The sequence below is a fragment of the Streptomyces sp. NPDC101234 genome (assembly GCF_044767525.1).
Lineage (GTDB): Bacteria > Actinomycetota > Actinomycetes > Streptomycetales > Streptomycetaceae > Streptomyces > Streptomyces sasae.
Window position 1 is genome coordinate 371,095 of record NZ_JBIWOA010000007.1, and the last position, 22,314, is coordinate 393,408.

The following is a 22,314-nucleotide window of genomic DNA, read 5'->3' on the forward strand; positions in this document are numbered from 1 at the left end:
CTGCGCAACATTGCGCGAGGGGAGGTCCGGACAGGGGAACGCGGCGGTGCTGTGCTCTCAGCCCGCCGGACAGATGGCGCTGGACATGCGGCCGAGGTCGACGTGCCGCCGACTCACCAAGGCAATCCCAGTTCCAGACATGACGGAAGCGTGTCATGGGGATCTCTGGCCAGTCCACCATAGTCCGCGATTCGGACGGATCTATTCTGAATAATGAGACAGAGTGTTGTGTGTCACGCGCCTGGCGAGTTTAGGGGCGGGTGTCGGAAACGGACCCGGGCCACGGTCCGGGCGCCGATACGTCCGGTTCCTCCTCGACCTTCGTGTCGAAGAGCCTGAAGCCCCGCCGCTGGTAGTTCGCCATCGCGTGCTCGCCGTCCAGGCTGCAGGTGTGCAGCCACACCCGCTTGGTCGGCGGCCGCCCGTCCCACCGCTCCGCCAGGTCCCAGGCGCGTGCGGCGCCGTACGAGAGCAGGTGCCCGCCGATGCGGCGGCCGCGGAAGGCGGGGATCAGGCCGAAGTAGGCGATCTCCACCACACCGTCGTCCTGGGGGTCGAGCTCGACATAGCCCGCCGGGGTGCCCCGGTCGTACGCGACCCAGCTCTCCGTACCCGGCCGCTCCAGGTACTCCTGCCAGCGGTCGTAGCTCCAGCTCAGCCGGTCGGTCCAGCGGATGTCGCCGCCGACCGAGGCGTACAGGAAGCGGCTGAACTCGGGGGAGGGGACCTCGGAGCGGACGACCCTGACCGCGTCGCCCTCCGGCGCGGCGGCAGGGAGGAGGCCGGCCGGGGAGGTCTGTTCCAGGGACCAGGTGGTCACGACGATGGTGCTCATGGGGGCCAGGCAATCATCCCGGCCCCGGACATGTCGACAGCGGCCGTCCCCGGGCGTCGACGGTATGCGATCCGTTGCCCGGGCGCCGACGCTGTGCGGCGGGTTATCCGAGTGACGCGTCGATCGAGCGCAGCGGCACCGAGAACAGCATGCTGTCCGTGACCGACCACACCTCGCCCGTGTCCGACGCGTAGGAGAGCGAGCCGGTGGACGCGGCCCAGCAGCGGTGCGAGGCGTCCGAACCGCAGTCGGCCGCCCGCGCGCCCTTCAAGTCCTGGCGCCACAGGCTGCCGTGCCCGTCCATCGCGCCGGGCAGGTGGCCGACGTACCACTCGGAGTCCGTCGCACCCGGCGGGCGGTACGACAGGACGCCCCGGATCTCGGACGCCCCGGTCCGGTACGCCTCGACCGCGTCCGCCCGGCCGAAGGTGTCCGTGGCGAGCAGCCCGGCACGCTTCGGGCTCTCGTCGAACGCGTACCGCCACAGCCGGGCATGCTGATCGCTGTCGGCGGGGGTCCACTCGCCGAGGACCAGGCTGTCCGGGGCCGTGCCGCGGTCCACGGAAAGAGCGCTCGGACAGGGTGCGCCGCCGCGCGAGCAGGCTCCGGCGGTGAAGCGGTACGAGCCCACGGCCGGCATCACGTACCGGAAGCCGTCGGCCGACCAGCCGCCCCGCACCCGGCCGATCGCCCGGGTCATCACCGAGGTGCGCTGGATGCGGTTCAGGTCGTAGACGTAGAGCGCGTCGGCGCTGCCCAGCGTGGTGGTGACCAGCAGCTTGTCCTGGAACCAGACCATTCCGGAGATCTGCGAGGTCAGGCCCCGGTAGGTGGTGCCGTCGGCGCTGGGCACGGTCAGCAGGACCCAGGCGTAGGAGGGGTGGGCGGAGCCGTTCCCGTTGATCACGGCGACCCGGGCCAGACCCCGGGAGGCGGCGGGGCCGGTGGAGGTGCTGTGCGTCCAGCCGGCGAGGACGACGCGGTTGGCGCCCCACAGGCCGTCGTCGTCCGCCTCGGAGGAGGTGGTCACCGAGGCCGGCCGCCAGTCGTCGGTGAGGGTGTCCGTGGGGTCCCAGCAGTACGCCTCGCCGGCCGCCGGGCTGACGGGCAGCGAGTCCTGGTCGTCGGAGTCGCATTCGGCCGCCTTGCGCAGGCTGTGGTCGGCGCTCGCCAGGACGTCGGTCACGCCGACCGTGCCGCCCATCGCCGAGGCGAGCCGGTCCAGCGAGCGGCGCGGTATCAGGTGCTCCTGGAGCTGCAGTCGCGCGGTGTCGGCGGTGGAGGTGAGCGGCTTCAGCGCGCCGGGGTCCGCGGCGACCGTGGCCTGCGAGGCGCTGACGATCGTGGCGGCCGCGGTGAGCGCCAGCGCGGTCCCGGCCAGTGCCGCACGCAGTGCCGCACCCCGCCTGCGCCGTCGGTGTCTGCCGCGATGCTTCATATGTCCTCCCGAGGCGGGCCAACTGCGCCTGATGGTCCGTACGTTGACCGAGGAGCAGGTGGGGAGGCCCGTACCGGGATGCTACGGCAGTCGGGGCCGCCGTACCTCGAAGACCCCGCAAATACACGGAAGATATCTCCCCCGATGCCCTGGATGCGCCGAATGCGCACCAGGGCCGGGGTGTTCGACCTGCCGGAGGGCCGGGTGCTCACCCGTGCCCGAGGTCCGGCCTTCTGCCCGCCGTCACCGCCGGGGCGGTCGACTGCGGCAGCAGGTCGCGCGGGTCGTCGGGGAGCAGCACCTCGATCTCCGCGTCCTCGCGGAAGCGGTACGGCCGGTGTTCGAGGAGCGCCCCCAGATACCGCCGGATCCTGGACATCTCGGCGCGTACGGTCACCGTCCGGGAGGCGTCCCCGAACACGTCCTCGGCCAGCCCGGCCGCGCTGCGCCCGGCGCGCCGCATCGCCAGCAGATACAGCAATTCGGCGTGCCGGGGGCTCAGTTCACGGGACCAGGAGCCCGCGCCGCCGCCCACCGTCACCGCGGGCCGGCGCGGCCGGGCCAGGTCGAGCACGAGCCGGCCCCCGCCGGCCGGCGCCGGTTCGTCCACTGCCCGCAGCAACCAGCCCCCGGCCAGCGGCTCCACCGAGCACAGCCCGAGCGCGGGCAGCCACCGACGGCCCGGCGAAAGGGACTTGGGCAGCGCGAGCCGCCGCGGATACGGCATCCCGGTGACCGCCGCCGTCCAGCCGTCGGCGTCCACCACCAGTGCCCGCCCGGTCAGCCGGGCCAGCACCGGCGCGGCGACCGCGCGCAGCCGTTCCAGCGCGTCCAGGTGCAGCTCCCGCAGCCGGGCCTCGGCGAGCTTCGCCACCGAGTTCACCCAGGCCAGGGTCGCCGGGTGCATGGTCTCCAGTGGGCCGCTGACGTCCACCACACCCAGCAGAGTGCCGTCCCTGGGGTCGGTGATCGGGGCGCCGGAGCAGGTCCAGGAGGCGTGCGAGCGGACGAAGTGCTCGGCCGCGAAGACCTGCACGGGCCGGCGCACCACCGCCGGGGTGCCGATCCCGTTGGTGCCGACGACGTCTTCGCGCCAGTCGGCGCCGAGTTCGAAGCCCAGCCCGTCCGCCTTGCGCAGCACCGGCGAGGAACCCTCCCGCCACAGCACCCGGCCGTCGGCGTCGGCCACCACCATGATGTGCCGGGTGACGTCCGCGACCGAAAGCAACCCCTCGCGCAGTACCGGCAGTACGTCCCTGAGCGGTGACTCCTCACGTCTGCGCCGGACTTCGTCCGCGGACAGCAGCCCGGAACGGAAGTCGTGGTCGGGGTCGACGCCGCCGCGCAGCATCCGCCCCCAGGACTGCTCGATCACCGGCCGGGGCGAGAGCCGCCCACGCTGTCCGGCGAGTCTGGCCTCGCGCACCTCGTTCAGTACCCGCGCCGCCTGCGCCGCGTCCTTCGCGGCGAGTCGCGCCACGTCCATCGGCGGGTTCCCCACTGAGGTCCTCCCGGATAGGCCTCGGAAAAGGCATCAAAAGACTGCTGTCAAGCCGTCCGGGCGGCGGTTTCCGGTCCGACTGCGCATCTCATACTGCCGTTTTCCGTTGGCGGAGGCACACAGTCCGCACACAGTCACCGATATGTTGCAACCCCTTGCAACCCTGGTGATCGGACCGGGGGTGGCCGAAAATTGAGCCGATGTCGCCTCGCAGGGCGCCGTCAGCGGCCTCGAACGGGCCACGGGGCGGGGGTGGTGCCGTGTCGGCGCAGCACCACCCCCGCCTGCGGCGCCTCGGCCGTGCGCGGCAGGGGGAGCGGCTTGCGGTGCGTCGGCGGCTGCGGGTTGTTCGTGGCTGGTCGCGCAGTTCCCCGCGCCCCTCCAGGTGAGGCAGCTCCCCTGGGTCAGGAAGTCACCCGGGCTCGATCCACTACTGCCCTGAGGTCCAGGCCGCTTGGCAGTGTGCCGAAAGTCGAACCCCAGTCGTTGCCCAGCCTCGATGCGCAGAAGGCGTCCGCGACCTCCGTCGGTGCGAAGCGGACCAGCAGTGAGCCCTGCAGGACCGTCGCCAGGCGTTCCACCAGCCGTCGTGCCCGGCCCTCCATGCCCTCCAGGTCGGCCAGTTCGGAGAAGAGGTCCTTGACCGCCCGGTCCAGACGGTGGTCGGCGCCATGGGCCCGGCCGATCTCCTGGAGGTAGGCGTCCAGGGCGCCCGGTTCGCGTTGCAGTGCGCGCAGGACGTCCAGGGCCTGGATGTTGCCGGCGCCCTCCCAGACCGAGTTGAGGGGGGACTCGCGGACCAGCCGGGGCAGGCCCGACTCCTCCACGTAGCCGTTGCCGCCCAGGCATTCGGCCGCCTCCACGGTCACCGGCGCGCAGCGCTTGGTCACCCAGTACTTGGCGGCCGGCAACGCCAGCCGCAGCAGCGCCTGTTCGGCCTCGCTGCCGTCGTCGTAGGCGGCGGCCAGCCGGAGGGCGAGCACCGTCGCGGCCTCCGACTCGATCGCGAGGTCCGCCAGCACGTTGCGCATCAGCGGCTTGTCGGCCAGCTTCCCGTCGAACGCCTCGCGGTGCGTGCAGTGGTGCACGGCCTGTGCCACCGCCTGCCGCATCAGCCCCGCCGAGCCCAGCACACAGTCAAGCCGGGTCGCGGCGACCATCTCGATGATGGTCCGCACCCCGCGCCCCTCCTCGCCCACGCGCCGCGCCCAGGTCCCGTCGAACTCGACCTCGCCCGACGCGTTCGACCGGTTGCCGAGCTTGTCCTTGAGCCGCTGGAGGAGGAAGACGTTGCGGGTGCCGTCCTCCAGTACCCGGGGGACGAGGAAGCAGGTGAGCCCGGCGGGCGCCTGGGCCAGCACCAGGAAGCCGTCCGACATCGGCGCCGAGCAGAACCACTTGTGGCCGGTGAGCGCGTACGTCCCGGACTCGGCGAGCGGGACGGCGGCGGTGGTGTTCGCGCGTACGTCGCTGCCGCCCTGCTTCTCCGTCATGCCCATGCCGAACAGGGCGCCGGCCTTCGCCGCGGCGGGCCGCAGCTCACGGTCGTAGACCGTGGACGTCAGCAGCGGTTCCCAGACGGCGGCCAGCTCCGGGTCCGTGCGCAGCACGGGCACCGCCGCGTTCGTCATCGACAGCGGGCAGCAGTTGCCGGCCTCGACCTGGGTCCAGACCAGGAACGCGGCCGCACGCCGGACGTGCCCGGACGGCCGTACCCACCCGGTGGTCAGGCCCGCGCCCACGCCCTTGCCGAGCATCCGGTGCCAGGCCGGGTGGAACTCGACCTCGTCGACGCGGTGGCCGTAGCGGTCGTGGGTGCGCAGCCTCGGCGGGTTCTCGTTCGCCTGCACCCCCCACTCCTGCACCTGGGCCGAGCCCGCCGAGGTGCCGATGCCCGACAGCTCGGCGCGCACCTCGTCGAGCAGCTCCGGGGCGGTGTGCCGCTCGACGGCCTCGACGAGGGCCCGGTCGGCGGCGAAGAGGTCGTATCCGACCAGCGGGGGCGGCTGGTTGGTCACGGTGTGGGTGGAGTTGCCTGCCATGTCTGCGAACCTACCCGGGGCGTCGGCGGTGGTCCCCAGCCTGACACAGCGGCCCCGCCGGTCGCGCGGCAAGATCCCGCGCGGTTCCGGAAGATCACGGACGGGACCCCGGGAGATGAGTACGGCCCCGGACGGCGGATACCGTTAGGGCGTGCAGCCAGCAAGCGATACCCCCGAGCGGCCCTCCGGCCGGCTCCACCGGGCCAGAGCCCTCTACCGGAACGTCTCCAAGCGCAGGACGGCCTGGCTGCTGCTCAAGGACACCGTCAATTCCTGCATGGAGTACCGCATCCTCGGCCTCGCCGCCGAGGCCGCCTTCTTCACCCTGCTGTCCGTGCCGCCGCTGCTGCTCAGCCTCATCGGACTGCTCGCCTACGTCGACGACTGGACCGGCGCCCACACCATCGCCAGTCTCCAGGCCAACCTCCTGGACGCCTCCCACACGGTCCTGTCCGACAAGGGCGTGAAGGAGATCGCGCAGCCGATCCTGCACGACGTGGTCCGCGGCGGCCGACCCGACGTCATCTCCATCGGCTTCCTGTTCGCCCTGTGGTCGGGCTCCCGCGCGGTGAACGTCTTCATCGACACGATCACCGTGATGTACGGCCTCGACGGCGTCCGGGGCATCGTGAAGACCCGGATCGTCTCCTTCATGCTCTTCATCGCCGCACTGCTGATCGGCTCGGTCGCGCTGCCGCTGATGGTGGCCGGACCGGACGCGGTGGTCCGGGTCGTGCCCTGGTCGGAGACGCTCGTACAGGTCCTGTACTGGCCGGTCGTGATCGTCCTGTCCGTCGTCTTCCTGACCACGCTGTACCACGTGTCCGTGCCCGTCCGCTCCCCGTGGATCGAGGACGTGCCCGGCGCCCTGGTGGCCCTCGCCATGTGGGTCCTCGGCAGCTTCCTGCTGCGCATCTACCTCACCCACACCATCGAGGGCGCCACGATCTACGGCTCGCTCGCCGCGTCCGTCGCCGTGCTCCTGTGGATCGGGGTGTCGGCCTTCGCCGTGCTGGTCGGCGCCGCCGTGAACGCCGCGATCGACCGCGTCTGGCCGGCCGCCGCCACGGCCGCGGCCCGCGCCGCCAACGAACGGCTGCGCGAGGCCCAGGTCGTCGAGTACGTCGCCCGTGCCGCCGCGGCCCGCGAGGCCGACCCCGACGACCCCGACATGCCCTCCGAGTTCCCGGAGCGCTGGTCCCGCTTCCTGCCCCCCGAGGACGTCACGGCCCGCCTGCGCACCCACGTGAAGAGCAGCCATCCGCCGCACAAGCCGGAGAGCAAGGGCACTTAGGGCCGTCAGGGTTTCCAGACGCCTGTCGCCGCCGTCTCCCGGGCGAAGTCCGCGAAGTCCCGGGGCGCCCGGCCCAGTACCTCCTGGACCCCGTCCGAGAGGTAGGAGTTCCGGCCGTCCAGCAGGGACTCGAACAGCTCCACCAGGAACCCGACCTCCTCCGCAGGCACCCCGAAGGCGGCCAGGTCCGAGCCGTACTCCCGGGCCGTCACCGCCCGGTAGGCCAGCTCCCGGCCCGTCGCCGCCGAGATCTCCGCGACCGCCTCGCCGAAGGTGAGCAGCCGCGGCCCGGAGACGGCCAGGGCCCGACCGGCGTACCGGTCGCCGCCCGCCAGGACCGCCACCACCACCTCCGCGACATCCCGGAGGTCGACGAACGGCTCCCGCACCGCACCGCCCGGGAACACCAGCTCCCCGCTCTCCCGCAACCCCGCGACGAGCGGACCCTCGCTGAAGTTCTGCGCGAACCACGACGCCCGTACGACCGTCCACTGCGCCCTCGACTCCCGCAGCGCCTCCTCCGTCGGCCGCGCCGGCACCTCGCCCCGCGAGGAGAGCAGCACGAGCCGGCGCACCCCGAGCGAGACCGCCTCATGCGCCAGCAGCCCCACCGCGTGCGTCGCCTCCGGCGAGCCGACGTCCGTCGGATACACCAGGTACGCCGCGTCGGCGCCACGCAGGGTGCCGGCCCATGTCGACCGGTCCCGCCAGTCGAAGCCCTGCGCTCGCGAGGCCGGCCGCACGGTCAGCCCCGCGGCCCGCGCAGCCTCGGCGACCCGGCTGCCCGTACGGCCGGTCGCGCCGGTCACCACCACCGTCATGTCCCGCGTGTTACGCGCTGTGTCCTGTGCCTTGCCCTGTGCCTTCGAGGTCATGTCAGCCAGTCAACCGCCGGGCCGCCGCGGGCGCCCATCACGGAACGGCTCATTCCCATAAGCGCGCGTCTACGCTGGCCCCATGGACGCTCTCGCAGGCCTGCTGGAGGGCCCTCGCGCGCGTGGCGCCTTCATGATCCGCGCGTGCTTCGACCCGCCGTGGAGCGTGCGGGTCGAGGACCGTGCCCCGCTCACCGTGATGCTCATGGTCCGCGGCGACGCCTGGGTCCTGCCGGACGCGGGAGATCCGGTACAACTGCGGGCCGGCGACCTCGCCATCGCCCGCGGCCCCGACGCGTACACCTGCGCCGACGATCCCGGTACGGCCCCGCAGGCGCTGATCCTGCCCGGTGCGGAGTGCGCCCACCCCGACGGGCGGCCGCTCAACGGCTCCATGGACCTGGGCGTCCGCACCTGGGGCGGCAGCCCGGCCGGTGGCACGGTGGTGTTCATCGGCACGTATCTGATGCGGGGCGAGATCAGCGGGCGGCTGCTGGACGCGCTGCCGCCGTTGCTGACGCTCGGCGCCGACGTGTGGGAGTGCCCGCTCACCCCGCTGCTGATGGCGGAGATCGTCCGCGACGAACCCGGGCAGGAGGTCGTCCTCGACCGACTGCTCGACCTGCTGGTCATCGCCGCGCTCCGGGCGTGGTTCTCCCGGCCGGACGGGGAGGCGCCCGGCTGGTACCGGGCGCTGGCGGACCCGGTGGTCGGGCGGGTGCTGCGGCTGGTCCAGGACGACCCCGCCCATCCGTGGACGGTCGCCTCGCTGGCGGCGAAGGCGGGGGTGTCCCGGGCGGCGCTGGCACGGCGGTTCGCCGAACTGGTGGGGGAGCCGCCGATGACGTATCTGACCGGGTGGCGGCTGGCCCTGGTGGCGGACGCGCTGCGGGACACCGACGACACGCTGGAGGCGATCGCGCGGAGGGTGGGGTACGGGAGTGCGTTCGCGCTGTCCAGCGCGTTCAAAAGGGTCTATGGGGTGAGTCCGCAGGAGTATCGAGGGGGGTAGGGGGCGGGTTCGCGAGGTTGCGGACCGCGGGTGGTCCGTGGTTGCTCGCGCCCACGCGGCGGAGCCGCATATCGACGCAGCCCCGCGCCCCTGAAGGGGCGCTTACTCTGGCGTATGTGTACAGGGAAAGGGCGTCTCGGCTCGCCGGAGCGGTCGTGTGGGAGAACACCGTGGCCGGGGCGGGGCGTGTGCTGCCCGACGGGTGTATGGACCTGCTCTGGCACGAGGGACGGCTGCTCGTCGCCGGGCCCGACACACGTGCGTACGTCACCGAAGGCGTCCCGGGTGTATGGGCCGGCCTGCGCTTCTACCCCGGGACCGCGCCCGCCTTCCTCGGCGTACCGGCTCACGAACTCCTCGATCAGCGCGTCGAGTTGATTGACCTGTGGCCGGCCTCCGTCGTACGGCGGCTGCGCGCCCGCGTCGACCGTGCCGACGATCCGGCCGCCGCGCTCGAAGAGATCGCGCTCGAACGGGCCATGCCTCCTGACCCGTTGCTGTCACGGCTCGTCGAAGCGTTGGACGAGGGGCGATCCGTGTCAGCGACTGCGGATGAACTCGGCCTGGGTGCACGCCAGTTGCACCGGCGGTCGCTGGCGTCCTTCGGCTACGGGCCCAAGACCCTCGCCCGGGTGCTCCGGATGCAGCGGGCGCTCTCGCTCGCGCGGGCCGGGGTGCCGCTCGCGGAGACGGCCGTTCTGGCCGGGTATGCGGATCAGCCGCATCTCTCGCGTGACGTGCGGGAGTTGGCGGGCGTGCCGCTGACCGGACTACTGCGGTAGCGGGGCGAACAGGTCGACGCCGTTGCCGTCGGGGTCGTGGACCGTGGCGTAGCGCTGGCCCCAGAAGGCGTCCCAGGGCTTCAGCTCGCCGTGATGGCCGGCGGCGACCAGGTCCTCGTACACCGTGTCCACCTCGGCGGGCGACGCGCAGCGGAAGGCGAGTGACACCCGGCCGCCGCCGGCCGGCGGGTGCCAGGCCGGGTGGAAGGAGCGGATCGTCTCCTCCGCGTCCAGGGCGAGGGTGAGGCCGCCGGGCAACCCGGCCTCGACATGCGGCTGTTCCTCGGCGCCGGGCGGGAAGTCCAGGCCGAGGCGACGGTAGAAGGCGAGGGACGCGGTCAGGTCGGAGGTGACGAGACCGATCACGCCGAATCGTGGAGTCATGGCGCCACCGTAGGCGGGGGCCGGCCGTCGGTCTTGAACGAATCGGACCCCCGGCCGAAGGGGATGCGGGGTGCCGGGGTCGTAGCCTCGGGCCGGCCACCGTGGCCGCCGGAAAACCCCGTGCCTGTGGAACACCTGTGCGGCACGATGGGCGGATGATCCGTGCCCTGCGCGCGCTGCCGCCCTTGCTGTTCGCCTCCGTCCTGCTCACCGGATGCGGCACCGAGAAGGCGGGCTCCGGTACAGCGCGGCGACCTGCCGTCCAACGGGGACGGCGCACCCGACAACAGCGTGCCGACACCGGGCCTTTGAGCCCTCCCGGCCGGTGGGTGACCATGCGGGCATGACCCTTCGACTGCTCCTCCACACCCGCACCACCGGCTACCGCCACGACTCGATACCCGACGGCATCGCAGCTGTACGGGAGTTCCCCGGGTTCGAGGTGGACGCCACCGAGGACCCGGCCGCGCTCGAACAGCCGCTGGACGGGTACGCGGCCGTCGTCTTCCTCTCCACCAGCGGCGAGATCCTGACCCCGGCAGGGCGTGCGAGGCTGGCCGCCTACGTCGAGGCGGGCGGCGGCTTCGCCGGTGTCCATGCGGCGGCCGACACCGAGTACACATGGCCGTTCTACGGCGAACTCCTCGGGGCCCGCTTCGACCGCCACCCCCGGTACCAGCCCGGTAAGGCGCTCGTCGAGGACCACGGTCATCCGGCGACCCGTCAGCTGCCCGCCGTCTGGGACTTCACCGACGAGTGGTACGACTTCCGCGACAACCCGCGGGGCCGGGTGCGGGTACTGCTGCGCGCCGACGAGACGTCGTACGACGGGGGCGGGATGGGCGCCGACCATCCGCTGGCCTGGTGCCGTGAGCAGGGGGCCGGACGGGTGTTCTACACGGCCCTGGGGCACGCCCGCGAGGCCTACCGGGATCCCCGCTTCCTGGCCCACCTGTACGGCGGTATCGGCTGGGCCGCACGGCTCGACCAGTGACGTTTCTCCGGTGAACCGGATCCGCCGTTGGAGTGAGTAAAGGTCGCGCACGGAGATGGTCACGTGCGTATCTAGAGATGCTCTTGTCTTGGCAAAGGGCGTCGAGACGCGGAGATCCACCAGGACCTCGCGCCACCCACCCACCGGAGGAGCCGGACCTTGACTTACGGGAAGAAGCTGCGCGAACAGATCGCCGGGCCGGGGACCACCCCGCTGATCGGCGTGTACGACATGTACTCGGCATCGATCGCGGCCAAGCACTACGACGGGATGTTCGTCTCCGGCTTCGGCTTCGCCGCGTCGTACTACGGCCTGCCGGACATCGGATTCATCGCCTGGCCCGACATGGTGGCCTTCGTCCAGCGGCTGCGGGGCGCGTTCCCGCACCACCATCTGCTGGTCGACATCGACGACGGGTATGTCGACCCCGAGGTCGCCTGCCACGTCGTGGAGGGGCTGGAACGGATCGGCGCCTCCGGGGTGATCCTGGAGGACCAGAAGCGGCCCCGACGCTGCGGGCACGCGGACGGCAAGCAGGTGCTGCCGCTGGACGAGTACCTGGAGAAACTGGAGAAGGTCCTGGAGACCCGCACGGACCTGGTCGTCGTGGCCCGTACGGACGCCACCGACGAGCACGACATCCTGCACCGCGCGGAGCGGCTCGCCGCCACCGACGCCGACGTGGTCCTCGTCGACGGGGTGCGCAGCGAGGAGTGGATCCGCCGCATCCGCAAGGTCGTCGGCGACAAGCCGCTGCTGTTCAACCAGATCGCCGGCGGCAAGTCGCCGAGGCTCTCCCTCACCGAACTGGACGATCTCGGCGTCGATGTCGCGATCTACTCCACGCCCTGTCTGTTCGCCGCACACGAGGCGATGGACTCCGCGCTCAGCGACCTCAGGGCGGCGGACGGCCGACTGCCCCAGGTGGACGCGGCGAGCGGGGTCGGCGTCAAGGCGTCCACGACCCTCCTGGAACGCAACATCGCCCGGGAGCGGCTCGACGAGCCCGAGTCCGAGGGCGTGGGCGTGTGACGCGGTTGCGGACGGCCGCTGCCGTCGCCGCGGCGCTGCTCGCTGGAGCCGCGGCTCCCGCGTACGCGGACGGGAGCCTGATCACGGTGCTGGACAACTCCCACGCGGACTCCATCCTGGAGGTGGACCGCACGGCGAACCTCCAGACCGGGAGGGGGGACGCCGGCAGCGACCACGACGGCAGCGCCGTGGACGCGATCCAGGCGTTGATGGGCGAGCCGCGCCAGGCCGACGACGACTGAGGGACCGGCGAGTGGGGAACTGCGGGACCGTGCTGACGGGTCGCGCAGTTCCCCCGCCCTCGCCGGGGCGCTCCGGCTCAGTCCTCGCCCAGGTCCGGGCGGCCGTTCTCGTCCAGTTCCACGTCCTCCTTCGGGTCGTGCTCGTCGGCCGGGGCGGCCACCGTGGCATGCTGCCGGGCCGGGGCGACGGTCAGGGTCGTGGCGTGGGCGGTGCCCAACGCCATGGTCAGGGCGGCTGCGGTCAGGGCACAGGCCGCCGCGGTACGCGGGGTGAGTTTCATGCCCGGGAAACGATCATGAACAGGGCACGGTCACCGTCGTACGGCCGAACGGGCCGCCGGCGCCGCCGTGCTGGCCCGCTCCACCAGCCGCGTCGACAACTCCGTCCGGGTGCCCTCCGGGCGGTCCCCGTGCATCAGCCGCACCAGCAGCCGCAGCGCCGTCGCCGCCATCTCCGACAGCGGCTGGCGGACCGTGGTCAGCGGGGGAGACCCCCAGCGCGCCTCCGGCAGATCGTCGAAGCCGACCACGCTGATGTCGTCCGGTACCCGCAGCCCGCGCTCGGTCAGCGCCGCGTACGCCCCGAGCGCCATCCGGTCCGAACAGACGAACACGGCGGTCGGCGGCTCCGGCAGGTCGAGCAGTTCGTGCATACGATGCCGGGCCGTGCCCTCGTCGAAGCCCGCGTGCCGGACGTACTCGCCACGATGGCGCAGGCCCGCCGAGGCGAGTGCCGAGCGGTAGCCGGCCACCCGGGCGCTGCTGCACATCTTGCGCCGGCTGCCGGCGATCACCGCGATCCGCTCATGCCCCAGCGCGAGCAGGTGCTCGGTCGCGGTCACCCCGCCCTGCCAGTTCGCGGCCCCGACCGACACGGCTCCCGCGGGGGGCTCGTGCACGGGGTCGATCAGCACGTACGGGATGCGGTGGTGGTCCAGCCAGGCGTACTGGGCCTGGGTCAGCTCGGCCAGGTTGAACAGTACGCCCGAGGAGCCGCGCACGGTGAGCTTGTCCAGCCACCCGCGCTCCGGGCGGCCGGCCCGCGTCCGGGTCGGCCCCGCCGACACGACGACCTCCAGACCCGCCTCGTGCGCCGCCTCCTCCACCCCGTGCAGCACCGCGCCCGACCACGAGCTGTCCAGCGAGTGCACCACCAGGTCGATCAGGACGGGGGCCTTCGCCGCGTCGAAACGGGGCCGGCGGACATAGCCGAGCCGTTCGAGGGCCTCGGTGACCCGGCGCCGGGTCTCGGGGGCCACGTCGTCACGGCCGTTGACCACCTTCGACGCGGTCGGTACGGAGACGCCCGCCTCGCGGGCCACCACCGCCAGCGTCGGACCGGCCGCCGCCACGCTCGTACCCCCGGCACGGACCATGAGGAACCCGCCTCTCCGGCCCGCCTTTGGGCCAACGAAAGTAACGAAAGTTGCGACCAACGCTGCTTCCGCGGTCTGCGTGCAAGCCGTGCAGTAAGCGCTTCCTACGATAGGTGCACGTCAACACGGCGTGAAGACCTGGGAATTCACGGGATCACTGGTGGCGGGACTTTCGAAACTTCGAACAACGGCGGTCGGATCAGTCCGGTGTGCAAATGACGTGGAAGTCCGTGAAATCCGCGGTGAAAGAGGCGTCTACGAGGTCTACGGCATGGATTGCGACGAGCGCTCCGGTGAACCGGAGCCGGGATCCGTGGTCGTCGGAGAGGCGGGTGAAGTCGAGGGGAGGGCCGAGGGGTTGGCGGATGCGGTCGGTCTCGTACCAGAAGCGGGTGGCGGCGCCGTCGACCGTGACGCCGAGGGTGAGCGGGGTGGTCGCGTCGACTTCCACGACGGCCGGTCTGCGGATTTCGCCTTCGTCACGTGTGGTCAGGGCGAGTACGGTCCGGCCCTTGTGCCGCCATTGCTGGCCGTGTTGCGCTTCGCCTTCCGGCTCCGACCAGGTGAGGTCCAGGGCGTAGTAGGCCGAGGTGTTGTACCAGAGGAGCAGACCGGCGGCCTGGGTGAAGGTGGACGGGCTTGCCTGGACGGTGACTTGGGCCCCCGTGCGGTGTTCGGTGATGCGGCGGGCGAGGAGGTTGTGGGACCAGAGGGAGTCGGGGCCGTGGTGGCCGCGGAGGCGTAGCCAGCCGGGGCGGGTGGTGGGGTCTATCCAGGAGGGGTCTGCGGGGGAGCGGAGCGTGTAGTAGTGCGTATCTGCGGGCCGGTGGGGGCTGGTCGCGCCCAGGCGGCGGTAGCCGCATATCGGATGCAGCCCCGCGCCCCTGGCGGGGCGCTCCAGCGCGGGTATCTCGACCGTCACCGCCGGGCGGGTGTCTCCGTGGCGGAGTCTCGGCCAGCCCTCCGTGTCCCAGGTCACCGGCTGGATCGCCGTCTCCCGGCCGAGAGGGCATCTCGGTCCTTCCGGTGTCTGCAGCGGGCGTGCCGTCAGGTGGCTCAGGAACCAGTCGCCCTCCGGGGTCTGGACCAACTCCGCATGTCCCGCCTTCTGCAACGGCCAGTCAGGGTCGTCCCGCGTCGTCAGCAGCGGACGTTCGTCGAGGTCGTACGGGCCCGTGAGGCTTCTGCTGCGGGCCACCCGCACCCCGTGCTCGAAACCCGTCCCGCCCTCGGCCAGGACCAGGACGTACCAGCCGTCCCGTTTCAGCAGCTTCGGGCCCTCGATCAACCGGTCGTGCTGGAGCAGGAGTCGGGTCGCGCCGACGGCGGTGAGCGTCTCCGGGTCCAGTTCCGTGGCGACGATTCCCGCGAAGCGCCGGCCGCCCGGGCGGTGGTCGTTCTGGATGTTGAGGAGCCAGATACGGCCGTCGTCGTGGAAGAGGGCGGGGTCGAAGCCGTGGCTCGGGACCCGGCGCGGGGGAGTCCACGGGCCCGACACGTCCATGGCCGTACTGACGTAGGTGTCCAGGTCGAAGTACGGGGTGCCGACCGAGCGGACGATCGAGTACGTCACCCAGAAGCGCACCCCGTCCCAGCTCAGCGAAGGGGCCCAGATGCCACCCGAGTCGGGGACACCGGCCAGGGAGTCGCCGGGGGCCGCGCCCTCGACATGGCCCGCGTACTCCCAGTGGGCCAGGTCGCGGGAGCGGTGGATCGGGATCGTCGGGAACCACTCGAAGGAGCTGGTCGCCAGGTAGTACCGGTCGCCGGCCCGGACCAGTGACGGGTCGGGGGCGAAGCCGCGGATCACCGGGTTGTGCAGCACGGTCACTTGAGGGCTCCCAGGGTGACGCCCGTGCGCCAGTAGCGGCGCATCGCGATCATCATGACGGCCATCGGGACGATGGAGAGCAGGGCGCCGGTCAGGACCAGACCGGTCAGGTCCACCCCGGATTCGAGGCGTTTGCCGGACCAGTTGTACAGGCCCAGGTTCAGGGTCCAGTTCTCCTCGCCGCGCAGGACCGTGAGGGGGAGGAAGAACGCGTTCCAGGTGTTGACGAAGGCCAGCAGGAAGACCGTCGCGCCGCCCGTCGTCATCATGCGCAGCACGATCGAGAAGAAGATGCGCAGTTCGCCCGCGCCGTCTATGCGGGCCGCTTCGAGGAGTTCGTACGGGACCGTGGCCTCGGTGTACACCTTCGCCAGGTAGACGCTGAACGGGTTGACCAGACAGGGGATCAGCATCGCGCAGGGCGTGTCCACCAGGCCGATCTTCGAGAACAGCAGATACAGCGGGAGGGTGAGCAGGGCGATCGGGACCAGGAAGGAGCCGACCACGCAGGCGAAGACGAGGCTGCGGCCGGGGAACTGGAAGCGGGCCAGGCCGTAGCCCGTGGCGAGCGCGATGAGCGTGCCGCCGAGCGAGCCGACTCCGGCGTAGAGGAAGGAGTTGGCCGTCCAGCGCAGGAAGATGCCGTCCTCGTAGGTGAACAGCTGGTGCAGGTTGCTCCAGAAGTGCCAGCCCGAGAACCAGAGGCCGTTGCTCTGGTAGAGGGCGGTACGGTCCTTGGTCGCGGCGACGAGCAGCCACCAGACCGGGAAGAGGCTGTACGCGCTCGCCAGGACCAGTCCGACGAGAAGGAACCGCTGGCCGCCTCGGGAACGGGCAGCCGGGTCGGGCTTGTTGATGCGTCGCACGGGGTTCGTCCTGGACCGTTCCGCGGTGAGTGTCATCAGTCGGCCTCCTTGGAGGTCAGCCGGTAGAAGAGGAAGCTGGCGACGCCGAGGACCAGGGCCAGCAGCACCGAAAGGGCCGCCGCATAGTGGTAGTTGCCCGCATTGAAGGCCTGGTTGTAGATCACCATGATCGGGGTGAAGCTGTCGCTGACCGTCTGCGGTGTGACGTTGCGGAACAGGGCCGGCTCGTTGAAGATCTGGAGCATCTGGATGATCGACAGCATGCCGGTGAGGACCAACGCGCCCCGGACGAACGGGACTTTGATACTGAGCGCGATACGGCGCTCGGATGCGCCGTCGAGCCGGGCCGCCTCGAAGAGTTCACGCGGGACGCCCTGCAGCGCCGAGTAGATGATCACCATGTTGTAGCCGATGCCGTGCCAGGTCAGCAGGTTGCCGATGGACGGCCACACCATCGACGGCGCGAAGAAGTTCCAGGTCAGTCCGAACGCCTTGCCCAGCGGGGTGAGCGGGCCGACGTCCGGGCTGTAGAGGTTGATCCAGACGATCGCCGCCACCACACCCGGGATCATGTAGGGCACGAGGAGCAGGACCCGGAAGCGGCCCGCCGCCCTGGACGTCAGCGCGTCCAGGAAGAGCGCCAGGAGAAGACTGATCAGGAGCATCACGGGGATCTGTACGCAGGCGAACACCAGCACCCGGAAGACCGAGTCGAGGAACGCCGAATCCGTCAGGCCCTGACGGTAGTTGGCCAGTCCCGAGAACTCGTCCGTGCTGCCGCCGAGGCCCAGCCCGGAGGAGTGCGCACGGTACAGCGACTGGTAGACCGCGTACCCGATCGGGATCAGGTAGAGGAAGACGAAGCCGAGCTGGAAGGGCACCGTGAAGGCGGCGCCCTTCCAGCGCTGGGAGCGGACCATCCGTGAGCCTCAGCCCTCGACGCTGATGCCGCGGGACTTCAGGTCGTCGACCGTCCACTGCTGCATGTGGGCGAGGAGGTCGGTGACCTTCTGCTGCTTGCTGACCACCTTGGCCCAGCCGTTCTGCAGCTCCGTGAACATGGCCGTCCAGTCGGGGCCGAACGTCCAGTCGGTGGTGACCGTGTTCAGGCTGTCGGTGACGACCTTCTTCGCCGGGTCGTAGTTCGGGCCGAGCAGCTTCTGGGAGATCGCCTCGTCGACGTAGGCGTTGCTGTCGGCCAGCGCGGGCATCACGCCGTTGCCGGTGGTCGGGCTCGCCATGGTCCTCACCGCACCCGGATTCGTGGACATCCACAACGCGGCCTCGGCGGCCTGCTGTTGGTGGGTGCACCCCTTGGTGACCAGGGTGACACTGCCGGTGAGGTTGGTGCCGGCCGGGGTCTTGGCGGCCTCGCCGGTGAAGGTCGGCCAGGGGGCGAGGGCCCACTTGCCGAAGGACTTGGTGAAGTTCTGCACCATGCCGGCCATCTGCCAGGTGGAGATCTGCCGGGTGGCGGTGCCGCCGTTGTCGTAGTTGCGCTGGACTGCCGCGTAGTCGGCGAACGACAGCTTCGAGTCGAGGTCGTTGTCGACGATCTGCTGGATGACCTGGGCGGCCTTGAGAGTGCCCGCGTCCTGGAAGTCCACCTTCCAGGAGTTGCCGTCGATCGCGTACCAGTGGGCTCCGGCCTGCATGGAGAGCACTTCGAGGGTGCTGGGGTCCTCACCGGCGTAGTTGGTGATCTTGACGCCGTGTTTCTTCAGCGTCTTGCCCGCCGCGATGAACTCGTCCCAGGTGGTGGGGGCCTTGAGGCCGTACTTCTGGAAGACGTCGGTGCGGTAGATCGTGAAGTTCGGAGAGGAGCTGGTGGGGACGCCGTAGAGCTTGCCCTGCACCTGCGCGGCAGACCAGGAGCCGGAGTTGAACTTGTCCTTGGCCGAACCGACGTACCGCGTGATGTCGGCGAGGGCGCCCTGGGCGACCCAGCTCGTCACGTACTCGGCGGTGTTCTGCACCAGACAGGGCGCGTTGCCCGCCTTCACGGCGTTGGTGAGCTGCTTCTGCATGGTCAGCTGGTCGGTGACCTTCGTGTACTTCAGCTGGACGTCCTTGTGCGAGGCGTTGAACGCCTTCACCACGGCGTCCTGGCCGTTCGCCCAGCCCCAGAAGGGCAGGGTGACCGGTCCGGAGGCCGAGTCGGAACCGCCGGAGCCGGAGCCCGATCCGCCGCAGGCGGAGAGCAGACCTGTCAGCGCGAGGCCCGCGATCGCGGCGCGGGCCAGCCTGGTGGAGTTCATCTGACCGTGTTCCTTCGGAGGTTGGCGCTCTCGGGGAGGAGGGCGGCGGCTCGACAGTGCCTTAGAAACCGGTTTCCACGGGACAGTAGGACGGCTCGGCCGCTCCCAGCAAGGGGTATGAGTCGGAATCTTTCGATGTGCGGTCGGTCGAACGGTCCGTGAACAGCAACCGGTACGCAAGGACAACCGGTTGCCGCCGAACGGTTTTCGAAAGTTCGTCACTCCCCTTGACGAGGCCCTCGTACGGGTTGAAGCTCCCCTCACCGCCCATAGCAACCGGTTGCCAACGAGCCGACGTCCTGTCACCTCCGCGAAGAGAGTGGGAAGTCCATGCAGACGCACGCCCGAGCACCGGTCAGCCGGCGCCGCTTTCTCGGCCTGTCGGCAGCGGGTGCCGTGGCCGGCGCGGCGTCGCTCAGCGGCTGCGCGCTCCAGGTGTCCACCGGGGTCAGCGGCCCGGGCGAGTCCGTCACCGTGATGGTCAAATCGGGTGACCTCACACCCGACCTGATCAAGCAGGCCAAGAAGGACACCGGCATCACGATCAATCAGGTCGACTACGACATCACCAAGCTGATCGCGATGCTCACCAGCGGCAACCCGCCGGACCTGGTGCGCGGAGTCGGCGCCGTGGACGCGGCGTACTTCGCGGCCCGGGACGTGATGCAGGAACTGGACACCTACTTCGCGAACAGCAGTGTGCTCAGGGTCGACGACCTGGACCCCGTCAACGACCTGTGGCGCTACGACGGCAAGGTGCAGGGCAAGGGGTCGCGGTACGGGATGGCCAAGGACTTCTCCCAGGACTCCATGTTCTGGTTCAACACCGCCGCCTTCGACAAGAAGAACGTCGCCTACCCCTCCGAGACCGAGCCCGTCACCTTCGACCAGTGGCTGCAGGACGCCCAACGGCTCGCCCAGCGGTCCCACGGCCAGACGACCGTCTTCGGCGGCAGCTACAACGGCCTGGTCAAACTCACCCTCATGGCGACCATGACCGCCTCCGCAGGCGGCAGCCTGTTCAACGACGACTTCTCCAAGGCCGACTTCACCACCCCCGAGGCCCGCAAGGCGCTCGCCTGGTACATCGACTACTGCAAGCTCAAGGTCGGACCCAGCGCCATCCTGCCCGACCCCAACGGCTGGGACGGGCCGACCTACCAGGCCGGACGCCTCGCCATGTCGAACAACGGCTACTGGCTGGGCGGCCTGATCGGCACCGACCCGAAGCTGGCCAAGGTCTCCCGGCTCGCCCCCGCCCCCGTCTTCGCGGGCGGCCCGCGCATCAGCGCCTGCCAGGGCGGCACCGGACTGTGGATGCCGCGCAAGGCGCACAACAAGGACGCCGCCTGGCGGATCTTCGAGTGGTTCTTCGGCGAGGCACCGGCCAAGGCACGCGCCACCAGCGGATGGGGCATCCCCAGCCTGAAGTCCCTGCGGCCGCTGATGCCGGCCAAGGAGGAGTACCAGAAACGGACACTGAAGGCCCAGGAGAACGAACTCAAGCACTTCTCGGTGGTCGCGGTCAGCCCCTACATCTCCGTGGACGCCTTCGAGTCCCTCTTCAACCAGGTCAGCACGCCCGCCATGCAGGGCGCGATGTCCGTCGACACCCTCGCCGGACACCTGAACTCCGTCATCAACCAGCAGATCGAGCGCGGGAAGGAGCAAGTCGGATGACGACCCATCAGCTCTCCTCGGTGGCGGACCGGCCCGACTCGACCGCGCACACCGGCCGCACCCGGCCGGCCGAACGCCCCCGCACCTCGATGACCTCGCGCAGGCACCGCGCGTTCTATATGTTCGCCTCGCCGTGGATCATCGGGTTCACCCTGCTGACCATCGCTCCCATGGCGTTCGCCCTGTGGATGAGCTTCACCACGTACGACGGCATCTCCCCGCACTGGCACTACGTCGGCCTCGGCAACTACCGCGAGCTGACCGGCGATCCACAGACCTGGGACGCCCTCGGTCGCGCCGGCCTGTTCGCGGTGCTTTCCGTACCGCTGTCGATCATCGCCGGACTCGCCCTCGCCGTCCTGGTCAACCGGCCCGTCAAGGGGCGCGGACTGTTCCGCACCTTGCTCTACCTCCCGGCCGTGGTGCCCCCGGTGGGCGCCGGCATTGCCTTCAAGAACCTCTTCGACCAGAACTCCGGTGCTGTCAACGGCGTCTGGACCCTCTTCGGCTTCGACGCGATCGGCTGGCTGGCCGACCCCTACGCCCGCTACGTCCTCGTCATGACCGTCCTCTGGGCGGCCGGCAACGTCATGATCATCTCGCTGGCGGGGCTCCAGGACGTACCCCGCGAACTCCATGAGGCCGCCCGTCTCGACGGGGCGAGCTCCTGGCGCACCTTCCGCAGTATCACCGTGCCGCTGCTGTCACCGGTCCTGCTCTTCCAGGCCGTGACCGGGGTGATCGCCTCGGTGCAGACCGTCATGCCGATGCTGCTGGCCCCGACCCCCGGCACCAGCGGCCTCACCACGATTCCGCAGTCCAACTACACCTACATGATCCACGTGTTCTCCGAGTACTTCGCGCTCGGCCGCTACGGATACGCCTCCGCACTCCTGTGGGTGCTCTTCGTCCTGATCCTCATCGCGACCGGACTCATCTTCAAGTTCACCTCCGGCGTGGTGTTCTACAACGTCGACCCGGAGGCGAACAAGTGACCACCACCAGCCTCGACCCCAACCCCCAGACCCGGGTGCGGATACGCGTCAACCGCCTCGTCCTCTACACCGTCCTCGTGGTCGTCACCGGCCTGCTCCTCGGGCCGTTCGGCTGGCTGGTCCTCACCGGACTGAAGGACCCCTCCGAGCTCGCCGCCGCCCCCGTCCACTGGCTGCCCGCCCACGTCGAGTGGCACAACTTCGCCGACGCCTACAAACTCATCGACTTCCTCGGCTACGCCCGCAACTCCCTCATCATCGCCACCATCTACGCCACCCTGGTCACCCTCAGCTCAGCCTGGGTCGGCTTCGGCTTCGCCCGGCTGAACGCGCCCGGCAAGAAGACCCTGTTCGGCATCCTCATGGGCTCGATGATGCTGCCCCAGATGATCACCCTGCTGCCGACCTACCTGATCTTCGCCAAGCTCGGCATGGTCGACACCTACTGGCCCTGGGTGCTGTGGGGCCTGGCCTCCGCCCCCTACCTGGTCTTCCTCTTCCGCCAGTTCTTCGCGGGCCTGCCCCGCGAACTGGAAGAGGCCGCCATCGTCGACGGCTGCGGATACGGCGGGATGTTCTGGCGGATCTTCCTCCCGCAGTCCTGGCCGGTGCTCTCCGCCAGCTTCATCATCGCCTTCACCTGGACCTGGGGCGACTACATCGCCCCCCAACTCCTGCTGTCCACCGACCGGTCCACCCTCGCGGTCGCCGTGATGACCAGGTACGTCGACTCGTCCGGCAACCCCCTCAACAACCTCCAGGCCGCCGGCTCCGTCATGTACGTCGTCCCGATCCTGCTGGTCTTCCTCGTCGCCCAACGCGGCTTCGTCGCGGGCATGGCGACGTCCGGTCTCAAGTAGCCGCACCTACCGACCTG

At 70.4% G+C, this 22,314-nt stretch carries 22 protein-coding genes; 9 read left to right on the forward strand and 13 right to left on the reverse strand.

What is annotated here, in order from left to right:
* Positions 1-57: 57 nt before the first annotated feature.
* The 5 genes from ACIRR9_RS16145 to ACIRR9_RS16165 form a co-directional block, all read right to left on the reverse strand.
* Positions 58-141 carry a putative leader peptide gene (locus ACIRR9_RS16145; protein WP_309500612.1) on the reverse strand — a complete coding sequence of 28 codons (84 nt, stop codon included), beginning with the start codon at positions 139-141 and terminating at the stop codon, positions 58-60.
* Positions 142-250: 109 nt separating this feature from the next.
* Positions 251-835 (reverse strand): GNAT family N-acetyltransferase, encoded by a 585-nt coding sequence (locus ACIRR9_RS16150; RefSeq protein ID WP_403751651.1) that lies wholly within the window; start codon positions 833-835, stop codon positions 251-253.
* Positions 836-938: 103 nt separating this feature from the next.
* Positions 939-2,273: a hypothetical protein gene (locus ACIRR9_RS16155; RefSeq protein WP_403751653.1), complete on the reverse strand. Its 1,335-nt coding sequence runs from the start codon at positions 2,271-2,273 to the stop codon at positions 939-941.
* A gap of 208 nt (positions 2,274-2,481) precedes the next feature.
* On the reverse strand, positions 2,482-3,759 hold the full coding sequence (locus ACIRR9_RS16160; RefSeq protein ID WP_403751655.1) for a GAF domain-containing protein: 1,278 nt from the start codon (positions 3,757-3,759) through the stop codon (positions 2,482-2,484).
* 419 nt (positions 3,760-4,178) lie between these two features.
* A complete protein-coding gene (locus ACIRR9_RS16165) occupies positions 4,179-5,816 on the reverse strand; it encodes an acyl-CoA dehydrogenase family protein (RefSeq protein WP_403751657.1) in 1,638 nt (545 codons plus the stop codon).
* A gap of 151 nt (positions 5,817-5,967) precedes the next feature.
* Between ACIRR9_RS16165 and ACIRR9_RS16170 the strand changes: the two genes are divergently transcribed.
* A complete protein-coding gene (locus ACIRR9_RS16170; RefSeq protein WP_403751659.1) occupies positions 5,968-7,110 on the forward strand; it encodes a YihY/virulence factor BrkB family protein in 1,143 nt (380 codons plus the stop codon).
* Between the two features lie 5 nt (positions 7,111-7,115).
* On the opposite strand, the gene ACIRR9_RS16175 is transcribed toward ACIRR9_RS16170, so the two are convergent.
* Positions 7,116-7,985, reverse strand: coding sequence for an NmrA family transcriptional regulator (locus tag ACIRR9_RS16175; RefSeq protein WP_403751661.1), 870 nt, complete (start codon positions 7,983-7,985; stop codon positions 7,116-7,118).
* An 82-nt stretch (positions 7,986-8,067) separates the two neighbouring features.
* Between ACIRR9_RS16175 and ACIRR9_RS16180 the strand changes: the two genes are divergently transcribed.
* Together ACIRR9_RS16180 and ACIRR9_RS16185 are read left to right on the forward strand one after the other, a co-directional pair.
* Positions 8,068-8,997, forward strand: coding sequence for an AraC family transcriptional regulator (locus tag ACIRR9_RS16180; protein ID WP_403751663.1), 930 nt, complete (start codon positions 8,068-8,070; stop codon positions 8,995-8,997).
* Positions 8,998-9,113: 116 nt separating this feature from the next.
* Positions 9,114-9,779 carry a helix-turn-helix domain-containing protein gene (locus tag ACIRR9_RS16185; RefSeq protein WP_403751665.1) on the forward strand — a complete coding sequence of 222 codons (666 nt, stop codon included), beginning with the start codon at positions 9,114-9,116 and terminating at the stop codon, positions 9,777-9,779.
* On the opposite strand, the gene ACIRR9_RS16190 is transcribed toward ACIRR9_RS16185, so the two are convergent.
* A complete protein-coding gene (locus ACIRR9_RS16190) occupies positions 9,768-10,163 on the reverse strand; it encodes a VOC family protein (RefSeq protein ID WP_403751667.1) in 396 nt (131 codons plus the stop codon). The genes ACIRR9_RS16185 and ACIRR9_RS16190 overlap by 12 nt on opposite strands.
* Positions 10,164-10,506: 343 nt before the next feature.
* Between ACIRR9_RS16190 and ACIRR9_RS16195 the strand changes: the two genes are divergently transcribed.
* The 3 genes from ACIRR9_RS16195 (at position 10,507) to ACIRR9_RS16205 (ending at position 12,431) form a co-directional block, all read left to right on the forward strand.
* Positions 10,507-11,157 (forward strand): ThuA domain-containing protein, encoded by a 651-nt coding sequence (locus ACIRR9_RS16195; protein ID WP_403751669.1) that lies wholly within the window; start codon positions 10,507-10,509, stop codon positions 11,155-11,157.
* 159 nt (positions 11,158-11,316) lie between these two features.
* Complete coding sequence (locus ACIRR9_RS16200; protein ID WP_123973079.1) at positions 11,317-12,189, forward strand: oxaloacetate decarboxylase; 873 nt, start codon at positions 11,317-11,319, stop codon at positions 12,187-12,189.
* The gene (locus tag ACIRR9_RS16205; protein ID WP_365341227.1) at positions 12,186-12,431 is read left to right on the forward strand and encodes a hypothetical protein; all 246 of its coding nucleotides are present in this window, start codon (positions 12,186-12,188) and stop codon (positions 12,429-12,431) included. Before ACIRR9_RS16200 ends, ACIRR9_RS16205 begins: the two co-directional genes overlap by 4 nt.
* Before the next feature lie 77 nt (positions 12,432-12,508).
* Here the strand turns inward: ACIRR9_RS16205 and ACIRR9_RS16210 are convergent, their stop codons facing one another.
* The 6 genes from ACIRR9_RS16210 to ACIRR9_RS16235 all read right to left on the reverse strand — a co-directional run bounded on the left by ACIRR9_RS16210 (position 12,509) and on the right by ACIRR9_RS16235 (position 18,762).
* Positions 12,509-12,712 carry a hypothetical protein gene (locus tag ACIRR9_RS16210; protein WP_123973078.1) on the reverse strand — a complete coding sequence of 68 codons (204 nt, stop codon included), beginning with the start codon at positions 12,710-12,712 and terminating at the stop codon, positions 12,509-12,511.
* Positions 12,713-12,742: 30 nt separating this feature from the next.
* Positions 12,743-13,807 carry a LacI family DNA-binding transcriptional regulator gene (locus ACIRR9_RS16215; protein WP_403751672.1) on the reverse strand — a complete coding sequence of 355 codons (1,065 nt, stop codon included), beginning with the start codon at positions 13,805-13,807 and terminating at the stop codon, positions 12,743-12,745.
* Between the two features lie 199 nt (positions 13,808-14,006).
* A complete protein-coding gene (locus ACIRR9_RS16220; RefSeq protein ID WP_403751674.1) occupies positions 14,007-15,638 on the reverse strand; it encodes a family 43 glycosylhydrolase in 1,632 nt (543 codons plus the stop codon).
* Positions 15,635-16,540, reverse strand: coding sequence for a carbohydrate ABC transporter permease (locus ACIRR9_RS16225; RefSeq protein ID WP_403751676.1), 906 nt, complete (start codon positions 16,538-16,540; stop codon positions 15,635-15,637). The genes ACIRR9_RS16220 and ACIRR9_RS16225 overlap by 4 nt, the downstream gene beginning before the upstream one ends.
* A complete protein-coding gene (locus ACIRR9_RS16230; RefSeq protein ID WP_403751678.1) occupies positions 16,540-17,424 on the reverse strand; it encodes a carbohydrate ABC transporter permease in 885 nt (294 codons plus the stop codon). The genes ACIRR9_RS16225 and ACIRR9_RS16230 overlap by 1 nt, the downstream gene beginning before the upstream one ends.
* 9 nt (positions 17,425-17,433) lie before the next feature.
* On the reverse strand, positions 17,434-18,762 hold the full coding sequence (locus ACIRR9_RS16235; RefSeq protein ID WP_403751680.1) for an ABC transporter substrate-binding protein: 1,329 nt from the start codon (positions 18,760-18,762) through the stop codon (positions 17,434-17,436).
* A gap of 330 nt (positions 18,763-19,092) precedes the next feature.
* Here ACIRR9_RS16235 and ACIRR9_RS16240 point away from each other — a divergent pair, with 330 nt between their 5' ends.
* Genes ACIRR9_RS16240 through ACIRR9_RS16250 form a run of 3 tightly spaced genes read left to right on the forward strand, consistent with a single transcriptional unit; the run spans position 19,093 to position 22,297 of the window.
* Positions 19,093-20,442, forward strand: a complete 1,350-nt coding sequence (locus ACIRR9_RS16240) for an extracellular solute-binding protein (protein WP_403751682.1) — start codon at positions 19,093-19,095, stop codon at positions 20,440-20,442.
* Positions 20,439-21,437 carry a carbohydrate ABC transporter permease gene (locus tag ACIRR9_RS16245; RefSeq protein ID WP_403751684.1) on the forward strand — a complete coding sequence of 333 codons (999 nt, stop codon included), beginning with the start codon at positions 20,439-20,441 and terminating at the stop codon, positions 21,435-21,437. Before ACIRR9_RS16240 ends, ACIRR9_RS16245 begins: the two co-directional genes overlap by 4 nt.
* Positions 21,434-22,297 carry a carbohydrate ABC transporter permease gene (locus tag ACIRR9_RS16250; RefSeq protein ID WP_403751686.1) on the forward strand — a complete coding sequence of 288 codons (864 nt, stop codon included), beginning with the start codon at positions 21,434-21,436 and terminating at the stop codon, positions 22,295-22,297. The genes ACIRR9_RS16245 and ACIRR9_RS16250 overlap by 4 nt, the downstream gene beginning before the upstream one ends.
* Positions 22,298-22,314: the final 17 nt, after the last annotated feature.